Genomic DNA, 7,873 nt, shown 5'->3' on the forward strand with positions numbered 1-7,873 from the left:
CTTTATTTAGCTGTAAGAAAAGCAGGTTTGATCTATTATGTGTCCTTTGTGATTTTTATTTTATCTAGCTATACTTGCTGATTTTTTTAGTTATTACAGATTCCCACCACGCTTTGTTTAAAAAGCCTCTTTTAAGCTGATTAAACCAGTGGATTTATGGCTTTATTTATTTTACTTATAAGTTGTTAGTTTCTGATATTTAAACAACTTATTCTGACTAATGTCAGATTGATAATCCCGCAAGTATATGATAAATTTTCACTGACCTCAGTTTACCATGAACACAAAAGCTTTAAGTAAATATTAATTACTTCAAAGTAATGAATAATAACTCCTGTTAGTTGATAACTACTTGCGTGAGTTATACCAGGTTAATATACCTCCTAAAAAGACGATCGCAGCTAATCCCAAAAAAACTACCTGTAATCCTACAAAGGTTTCTGCGACACCAGCTAATGCCAAAGGTAAGGAGAGAGCAATATTAATTACGTTGTTCTGCAAGCCAAAAACTTTACCACGCATTTTTGGAGGTGTTTCTGTTTGGATTGCGGTTTGCATGGGAATTCCCACTAGCGCCCCAAAGATACCTAATAGCGCCACAAGTAACAAGACTAGCCATAGTTGGGTTGTAAATACGGACAGACCAATTAGGGATGCTGCCATACCCATACAACCGCACAGACTTAGCTGGGTATAGGAGAAGCGTTGACCAAATTGACCGAGAATTGTTGCGCCAGCAGCGATGCCAACACCACCGGCTGCTAGTAAAAAGCCGAATTGGGAGGCTTTCATGTTGGGAATGATTTCTGCCATGCGAACGGCTAGAACAGTTAATGCTGCAAAGACAGAAAACAAGATAATCAGCTGAAGCAAAGCATTGCGGACGCGCTGATTTGCTTGGAGGTAAGCAAAACCATCCCGCAAGTCCGAAAAGACGTGAGGGAATTCTGTATCGGGATCGTGGTGTTTTTCCTTAGTTGCCAGGAGGAACAAAATTAGTCCAGCGATCGCATAGCTACCACCTACTAAAAGTTCCTTACCTAAACTACCACTACCACCAACTTGTAACCAAAGTCCATCGGCGATCGCTAACAATGGTTCTCCCACAGCAAACCCAACAATCACCGATGCCATCATTGTTGTTGTATAAAGCGAATTTGCCGAGAGTAAATCCTGTTCTTCTACCATTAAGGGAATTGCCGCCTGTTCCGCCGGTGCGAAAAACTGCGTCAGTGTGGAAACTAAAAAAGTCACACCCAGGATGATCAAAAAACCCACTGGTAGGACTCCTATGGGTTTCCAGCTATGAGTCAACCACAGCAGAAAAGGAATTGAGAAAACCAGGATGCCGCGCCAAATATTCGTTGCCACCAGCACAGCCTTTTTCGACCAGCGATCGACAAACACGCCAGCAACTGAACCAAACAATACTGCTGGAATAGTAAAAGCCATCATCAAGACTGACACCCAACCACTAATACTCTGATTACTAGCCTGAAACTGAGTATTAATCAAAGCAATCATCAGTACCAAATAAACTTTATCTGCTAGTTGGGAGAAAACTTGACCACCCCAAAGAGCCAAGAAATTAGGGTTTTTTAATACAGGCAAAAATCCTTGCTGTTTTACACTCCCTGCAACAGCTTCTCCACCTGAAGTAGACCTTTCTAATTTCGGTGTTTCTTTTTCTAAGATAGTAGTTACGGGTGAATTCTGCCCATTGCCAGCGCCGTTGCAATCTACCTCAGCAGTGGTTAATTTGTCCTCAGATTGTGGTTCTGATTGGCTTGGAAGATCAATTTTTGAGATCTCGGCTGTCCAACTTGGATCGTTTTTAGAAACGTCTTTTGGGGACATTTCTTGGTCATTGATTTCACTAGGTGTACACTTAGGTACGGCACTCAAATGATTCCTGACTGTAGGATCTAATGCCCGATTCTGTTTTTTGGCGAGGCTTGGTGACAAAGGCAGAATCTTTTTATTCAAATCAGACGGTTGCATCATGGTTGGCAGCAAAATAAGAGTCGATCAAGGTAGAAGAGCGAATAGGGCGACCTAATTGATACTGAGCATACTGGCGCAAAATCTGCTCAACAGATAACCAGTGATCATCTCTAGCACCATCAATTTGCATTATCTCTGGTTGTGACAGATGTTGAAGCAAAGCTAATTCCATAGCACCCAGACGAGTAGAAATCACAGGTATTTCTTGCCGATGTACAACAACTGTTTGGGCATTGGGCATTGGGAATGGGGCATGGGGCATGGGTAATTGGTTATTAATCTCCCCCTGCTCCCCTGCTCCTCTGCTGCTGTGCCCCTCTGCCCTGATCTTCGTCTCCCCATCTCTTCGTAAAGTTTTCCAAGCTTCTAAGCAAATCGTTCCACCAGCAGGGATGCTAAATCCTACCTGCCAGTTGGGGTCTGTAAAGTCTGGCTTAAGGGAGCGCCTAGATAGGCAACACATTTGCACTTGTGGTGTCACTCCTGCTAAGGCTAAAAGGTGAAATACCCCATGAGCCAGATGAGCCAAAACACCAGATGTATTTGCACGAGACAAAGCCTCTAAGCGATGGAGATGTTCATTGAACAACTCATAAAGTTCTTCTTGGGGCTGTTCACTCAAAGCTTGACATAGGACTATTTCTGCTAAATACTGGCTTGCCGCCAATTTTCCCAAATCTTTAGCTAAACCAGGATAAGTTGTTAACGTCTGTGCTTGAGTAATTTTATCAAGCGATCGCCCCTTGGCAATTAATAGTTCATTCACAACGAACATACCACTCCTCCCACCCAGGCTGGAGTTGTGCTTACGTGCCCCTGGAGCCACTGCTCGAATCAGACCGAATTCCCGTGTCAAAATCGTCACTATTTTATCTGATTCTCCTAACACCTGGGTTTTAAGATTAATTCCGGTTGCTTTGTAGGTTCTACTCATTTGTCATTTGTCATTGGTCATTGGTCATTGGTTATTGGTCATTAGTCATTGGTTATCAGGGCAAACGCATCTTAATTAATCTTGACAAAAACCTTAATTAATGTATTAACGGGAGAACAAGAATTTATTGTTTGATTGATTTTTCAGGGGTTAAGGCGATCGCTTAAAATTTTGTCAATAAGCGGGCATTAATGCGATTATTATGGCTTTATTGACATTGAGAGATTCTTATTGACAATATGCCTTTGCCCTGTTATTGGTTATTGGTCATTAGCTTCGGACAAATGACAAAGGACAAATGACAAATGACAAATGACTATTCACCCTTTCCCAAGTTATCGCGCTGGCGGATCAAATCCATACCCCGAGATGTGCCTAATCTAGTAGCACCCGCTACGATTAAGTCTAGGGCTTGATTGATCGTGTGGATACCACCTGAAGCTTTAATTCCTACTCTTTCTTTGGCTAATTCCTGCAAAAGTCGCACATCGGCCACTGTTGCACCACCATTCCAACCTGTACTAGTTTTTAAGAATGCCGCTCCCGCCTCCATAGCTATTTCAGCAGCTATTTTTTTCTCCCCATCTGTCAACAGGTTAGTTTCCAAAATTACCTTGACAGTTTGCCCAGTCTCTTCACAAATTTCGGCAATTTCCCGGTGGACTTCTTCAGTTTTGCCAGCTTTCAACCATCCCAAGTTCATTACCACATCCAACTCAGTGGCCCCACTATCTGCCGCTTCTTGAGCCTCATATAGCTTGACTGCTGAAGTCGTCGCACCAGAAGGAAAGCCAATCACCGTGCAGACTTTTGGGTTCTTGCCGTGGAGGAGTTCGACTGCTTGTTTGACATAGGCGGGGTACAAGCAAACCGCCGCAAAATTGAATCTGTATGCTTCTTCACACCACTGCTCAACCTGCTCTGGAGTAGCAGTTGGCGTTAACAGGGCGTGATCGATAAATGGCGCAATATCAATATCCGGATAGTCTGCTGCCATTGTGTCTTCTGCCAGTGATTGATTGTTAAACTTTATAAAAAATTAAAACATTTCTTATATATATATTAAACCATATTTATTACGAGTTTATCCTGAAAACAAGCTGCTGACTTCTCTGGGTTGTCGGCTTTGTAGATATGGCAAAATTACTGTAAGTATTTAAGTTGACATTTGGCTGTAGTAAAGTTATGAATATCAACAGCATTTGTCACACCAATTCCTAAGAAGTTAATAATAGTTTTAGCTAATGCCTTCGAGGCCAAGTAGGGCACGCCATTACCAATAGTCTTAAACATATTCGTCAGTGACATATTCTCTGGAAGTACAAAATTTGCCGGCAAAGATTGTATGGCTAAAGCTTCCGCCACAGATATTCGCCGGATTTTGTAGGGATGCAAATGTACTTCATTATTTCCATAGCAAGCTGTCGGAGAGTAACGCCATCTGTGAAGACGCTTGAAAGACTTTTTAGAATCATCTCCTTCATCAATAGCAGCAAATCTTGTAATACCTGCCCTTGGTTGAAAACAGTTTTCAGCATTGGGATGCTTCAGCACATTATTTTTTCTAAACCATAATTCTACGGTGAGTTCTTGAGGGATGCCATCAGGACAAGGGATGATGGAGTTTTCTTGGAATGGTTCGCACTGACGCCAAGGATAAGCGAAAACTTTTTGTTGAGGATATAAAATTTGATTTTCCCAAGGAAAAGATCCTTCATGTAGGAACTTTTGACTACCTAGTTTTATTCCTATATCCTCAATCAAATTATTTCGGAAACCAATGAGAATAATTCTTTCTCTATCCTGGGGTACACCATATTCGATAGCATTAATTAACCGCTCTGTTAATATATAGCCTGCTTCCAATAATTGTTGCTTGAGTGCTTCAAAAAATAAACGATGCTTTGCCGTTTTCCACAACCCCTTAACGTTCTCAAATAAAAAGAAATCTGGAAGATTTCGGCAGATTAATTCAACGTAAGAAGCGGAAAGTTTGCCATTATCTCCTAAACGGCCTCTATTTTTCCCACCAAGAGAAAAATCAGGACAAGGAGGCCCCCCAATGAAGCCCACAATATTATTAAATTTGCGGCAGTCTCGTACTAACTCCCGGAGGTGTCGTGTTTGTGAAGCTTCGAGAAGTTGGGTTACGTCTGCTGCTTCTCCTTCATAATACCCATATTCTGGCAACGGTAGATTGAGAACCTGCCGTGAATAGCGGTATGCTGCCATGAATGGCGGGAAGATTTCATTGACGTAAACAATATTAAAACCGTTGGTTTCAAAACCTAAATCTAGGAATCCTGAACCAGCAAAAAAGGAGAAAATACAAGGGCGATCGCTCATTCTATAACTAGTATTATGAAACAGTCTTAATTAATTAGGACTTACGCAACTGGCATATTATTTTGAGTTTGTAGTGAGGACTTTAGTCCTCAAGATCAGGGCTGTTCGCGGTGCGTTCCCGTAGGGTAGCCCTTACTACAAACTAAAAGTTTTTATTTTTTGTGACACTTGCGTAAGTCCTATTAATATCTCAATATAGGACTCGTACTTCATTTAAAAAAATGAGTACACCCTGAAAAGGCTTCTTCGCCACTCCCTGATCCCTGTCTATCGCGCCGCGCTTGCGCTTCCCACACCACGTAAATAATTCAAAGCAGACTGCTATATTTAGGGTTTATACTTACGTACAAATCAGAAATATACACTTGAAATCCTGCTTAAATAGTCAAAATAAATCTCCGTATTTCTAAGCATTCAATATAAGATTTTACTCAAATTTTAAGGTAAATACCTGACATAAAAAAAGTCTGAAGCCACAATTAAATGTAGGAGTTTCCAACCTCCAAATCATGTTTCAGACAAAACATTTGTCATTAAATAAAAAATCGGAGTTCTTCGGACTAATTTTTTATGCGGATTTTAATTTACTCCTACAACTACTATCCAGAACCAATTGGTATTGCCCCACTGATGACTGAACTAGCAGAGGGACTAGTGAAACGTGGGCACGAAGTGCGGGTAATCACCGCTATGCCCAACTACCCTGAGCGTCAAATTTACCAGGAATATCGGGGCAAGTGGTATCTCAACGAATACAAAAATGGCGTTCAAATTCAACGCAGTTACGTTTGGATTCGTCCACACCCCAACCTATTAGACCGGGTGTTGCTAGATGCTAGTTTTGTTGTCACTAGTTTTGTGCCCGCTCTCATTGGTTGGCGTCCAGATGTTATTCTCTCAACATCACCATCTTTGCCAAGCTGTGTACCAGTTGCTCTTTTAGGATGGTTACGTGCTTGTCCTGTGATCTTAAATCTACAAGATATATTACCAGAAGCAGCCGTCCATGTCGGTCTACTGAAAAATAAATTGCTCATCCAGTTGTTTACATTATTAGAAAAATTTGCTTACCATACTGCCAGTAAAATTAGCGTCATTGCCGATGGGTTTGTAGATAATTTGCGATCTAAAGGCGTGGAAGCTGATAAAATCGTGCAAATTCCCAACTGGGTTGATGTAAATTTTATTCGCCCCCTGTCGAAAGAAAATAACCCTTTCCGCACAGCACATAATCTAAATGGCAAATTTGTAGTGCTGTATTCTGGTAACATTGCCCTAACACAAGGCTTGGAAAACGTTGTCAAAGCTGCTTCTGTGTTGCGCCACATCCCAGATATTGTTTTTGTCATCGTTGGAGAGGCAAAAGGTTTAGAGCGATTGCAACAGGAATGTTTAGACTGCGGCGCAGATAATGTTTTGCTACTGCCATTTCAACCCCGCAAATATTTGCCACAAATGTTGGCAGCTGCGGATATTGGTTTAGTAGTGCAAAAGAAAAATGTTATATCTTTCAATATGCCGTCAAAAATTCAAGTGTTACTTGCCAGTGGTCGCGCCTTGGTTGCCTCTGTCCCTGATAATGGTACGGCAGCAAGAGCCATTAGGCAAAGTGGCGGCGGAGTTATCGTTGCTCCAGAAGATTCCCAAGCTTTAGCAATGGCAATTTTAGATTTGTATCAAAATCCCGAAAAAGTCAAAACTCTGGGTTATAAAAGTCGTCAATATGCGGTTGAACACTATGCTTTTGAGCAAGCTTTAAATCAGTATGAGTCGTTGTGTTACTCATTGATTGCAGAACCTAGAGTAATTCAGTCCACAGTAGTTACCAAACAAGAAGTTTAATCGTAAGCAATGGGGTCAGATTGCACAAAGTGCTAAATTCAAAACCCCAACCATTCTCCTCCAGTTGCTCTGGCTGTTGTCGCATAATTTTCGTTTCGCCCTCGATTCATCTCACTGCCATAATCAAAGATTATGGCGGGAGCCTTCTCTCCGATTTAGGTAAAGCTTACCCCAGCAAGCTGACCCGCGCCCAGTATGAATTTATCGGTGACCTGATTCCAGAACCCAAAGCTGATGTTGAAATCTAAACACTCAATTCTCAAACTAGACCCCATAGACACCTGTTTTTTTGTTAGTATTCAAAAAAACCTATTGACACATTTTCAGATCAATTGTTTGTTGTTTGTAAGTAAATGTAAACAATTGTTTCAAAAGAAAAAAAGCACCTGAGGTTTAATGACTGATTATTTCCAAGGAAATTTCCCATTACAATCTGTCCCACTGACGAAGAGTGCGGTAAAGAGCTACGCCCAAACCGAAGAGGTAAGCGGAAAATTAGCTGCAACGATCGCAGTTGCCGCATCAGATCGCAAAGCAGGTGAGATTTTATTGCTCAAAGTAGCAGAGGTGTCTTACCTAGCTGATTACTTTGTGATGATGACTGGCTATTCGAGGGTACAGGTTAGAGCGATCGCTCAAGCAATTGAAGGAAAAGTCGAAACTGAGTTGCAACGGCGGGAAACTACAAATTGAATGACTTCTGCATACAGATTCCTGTCGCCATACTCTAAAGACACAATTTGTCCC

At 41.5% G+C, this 7,873-nt stretch carries 6 protein-coding genes and 1 pseudogene; 3 read left to right on the forward strand and 4 right to left on the reverse strand.

The genetic code is table 11. The features are described 5' to 3' along the window. Positions 1–348: 348 nt before the first annotated feature. From LC605_RS11390 to LC605_RS11405, 4 genes are all read right to left on the reverse strand, one after another. Positions 349–2,001, reverse strand: coding sequence for an MFS transporter (locus tag LC605_RS11390; RefSeq protein ID WP_229547659.1), 1,653 nt, complete (start codon positions 1,999–2,001; stop codon positions 349–351). After that, a complete protein-coding gene (gene recO / locus LC605_RS11395) occupies positions 1,988–2,938 on the reverse strand; it encodes a DNA repair protein RecO (protein ID WP_229547653.1) in 951 nt (316 codons plus the stop codon). The genes LC605_RS11390 and recO overlap by 14 nt, the downstream gene beginning before the upstream one ends. 316 nt (positions 2,939–3,254) lie before the next feature. Next, complete coding sequence (deoC, locus tag LC605_RS11400) at positions 3,255–3,935, reverse strand: deoxyribose-phosphate aldolase (RefSeq protein ID WP_229547654.1); 681 nt, start codon at positions 3,933–3,935, stop codon at positions 3,255–3,257. A gap of 146 nt (positions 3,936–4,081) precedes the next feature. Then, positions 4,082–5,284, reverse strand: a complete 1,203-nt coding sequence (locus LC605_RS11405) for a DNA cytosine methyltransferase (RefSeq protein WP_229547655.1) — start codon at positions 5,282–5,284, stop codon at positions 4,082–4,084. A 570-nt stretch (positions 5,285–5,854) separates the two neighbouring features. On the opposite strand from LC605_RS11405, the gene LC605_RS11410 reads away from it, so the two are divergent. The 3 genes and pseudogenes from LC605_RS11410 to LC605_RS11420 all read left to right on the forward strand — a co-directional run. After that, on the forward strand, positions 5,855–7,126 hold the full coding sequence (locus LC605_RS11410; RefSeq protein WP_229547656.1) for a glycosyltransferase family 4 protein: 1,272 nt from the start codon (positions 5,855–5,857) through the stop codon (positions 7,124–7,126). A 29-nt stretch (positions 7,127–7,155) separates the two neighbouring features. Further along, a complete protein-coding gene (locus LC605_RS11415; protein ID WP_229547657.1) occupies positions 7,156–7,374 on the forward strand; it encodes a hypothetical protein in 219 nt (72 codons plus the stop codon). 148 nt (positions 7,375–7,522) lie between these two features. After that, positions 7,523–7,804 (forward strand): annotated as a pseudogene (locus LC605_RS11420) (RsfS/YbeB/iojap family protein); the annotation flags it as partial. Positions 7,805–7,873: the final 69 nt, after the last annotated feature.

Source organism: Nostoc sp. CHAB 5836, assembly GCF_020829445.1.
In the GTDB taxonomy this organism is placed as follows: domain Bacteria; phylum Cyanobacteriota; class Cyanobacteriia; order Cyanobacteriales; family Nostocaceae; genus Nostoc.

What these genes read in the sequence shown, in the direction of transcription:
- LC605_RS11410 (WP_229547656.1), top strand. Translation starts at nt 5,855, where the DNA reads ATGCGGATTTTAATTTACTCCTACAACTACTATCCAGAACCAATTGGT.
- deoC (WP_229547654.1), bottom strand. Translation starts at nt 3,935, where the DNA reads ATGGCAGCAGACTATCCGGATATTGATATTGCGCCATTTATCGATCAC.
- recO (WP_229547653.1), bottom strand. Translation starts at nt 2,938, where the DNA reads ATGAGTAGAACCTACAAAGCAACCGGAATTAATCTTAAAACCCAGGTG.
- LC605_RS11390 (WP_229547659.1), bottom strand. Translation starts at nt 2,001, where the DNA reads ATGCAACCGTCTGATTTGAATAAAAAGATTCTGCCTTTGTCACCAAGC.
- LC605_RS11405 (WP_229547655.1), bottom strand. Translation starts at nt 5,284, where the DNA reads ATGAGCGATCGCCCTTGTATTTTCTCCTTTTTTGCTGGTTCAGGATTC.